General features: G+C 63.8%; 1 protein-coding gene. It reads right to left on the reverse strand.

The window, feature by feature from the left end; translation table 11 throughout:
* Positions 1-154 precede the first annotated feature (154 nt).
* Positions 155-1,459, reverse strand: coding sequence for an IS110 family transposase (locus AB5S17_RS23365; protein ID WP_369243574.1), 1,305 nt, complete (start codon positions 1,457-1,459; stop codon positions 155-157).
* Positions 1,460-1,480 lie beyond the last annotated feature (21 nt).

The following is a 1,480-nucleotide window of genomic DNA, read 5'->3' on the forward strand; positions in this document are numbered from 1 at the left end:
GTCTGGCTCCGCCGCCGCGGCTGGACGTTCAAAAACGTATGGCCCGCCCCGTTGGCAAGTTGGTTGCGTCAGGCTTTGTTCGGTCGTGCACAAACGTATCCGGCGTAGCGGCACGGAGGCCCTCGCCATGATGGAGATCCGCGCGTCCTGGCCCTCATAAAAGACCCGGCGTCGAGGCGCCGTTTTTTGAACCAGGCTTCCAGGGACGCGGGTGTTCGACCCTTCCGGCCATCAGCCTCCTTCCGCCAACCTCGGTTCGCTGCAGCTCCTCTTTCGGACGTCGCAGCAGATTCTGTCGTTTCAGGCCGTCACGACCTGTCCCCATCCTCGCTCGAAGCCAATCCCACGCCGTAGGCTCGCCCAGGCGATGCGGGCGAGCTTGGCGGCGAGCGCGACAATCACGACATTGCGGTGGGCTCGCGATAGAAGACCTCGAAGCCACTCGCCTAAGGGCGTCGCCTGTTTGGAGAGGCTTGGCAGCGCGGCACGCGCCCCGTGGATCAGCAGCATGCGCAGATAGGTGTTCCCGCGCTTTGTGATGGAGAGTAGCNAGACCTCGAAGCCACTCGCCTAAGGGCGTCGCCTGTTTGGAGAGGCTTGGCAGCGCGGCACGCGCCCCGTGGATCAGCAGCATGCGCAGATAGGTGTTCCCGCGCTTTGTGATGGAGAGTAGCGGCGGCTTGCCGCCGGTCGTCATCTGCTTCGGCACGAGGCCGAGCCAGGCTGGCACATCACGCGCCCGACGAAACGCCTCACCATCTCCGACGGCGGCAACCAGCGCAGTTGCGCCAAGGATGCCGATGCCGGGTATCGAGGTCAGCCGGCTCGCCGCCTCGTCGGCCTGGGCATGATCGTCCAGATCGTCGTTCAAAGCATCGATCCGCTCATCGAGTGACCGCCACTCGGCTCGCATGTCTCTGATAAGCTTCACGATCCGGGTCGATAGATCCGAAGGGGGCTCGGCAAGGAACGGCGCGATGTCCCGTTCAAGAGCCTTGCGCCCTTGCCGGAAGGTATGTCCACGTTCGAGCAGGATCGCCCGAAGCTGGTTCACGAGCGCCTTGCGCGCTGCCACGAGGCGAGAGCGGGCTCGGTGCAAGGTCTGCAGATCAAGCCGGTCCTGGCTCTTCAACTCGACGAAGCGCATCGTCGGTCGCGTCGCTGCCTCGGCGATCCCCGCAGCATCGTTATCGTCGTTCTTTTGCGCATGCACGTAAGGGCGCACATACTCAGGCGACATCAGCCGGATCTCATGCCCTTTGGCGGCGAACAGACGCCCGACATGATGCGCACCGCAGCACGCCTCCATAGCGACGGTACAGGGTGGAAGTTGTCCCGCGAGTTCGGTGAGGGTCCCCCGCCGGACTCGTCGGCGCAGAACGACGTTCCCGTCTGCGCCCAGGCCAACAATGCTGTTCAGGTTCTTGCCCAAGTCGATCCCAAGGGTCACGATGGTCATCGGTTCGCTCCTTCCTCTCAA

It is taken from the genome of Jiella sp. M17.18, from assembly GCF_041027365.1.
In the GTDB taxonomy this organism is placed as follows: Bacteria; Pseudomonadota; Alphaproteobacteria; order Rhizobiales; family Rhizobiaceae; genus VKMB-3413.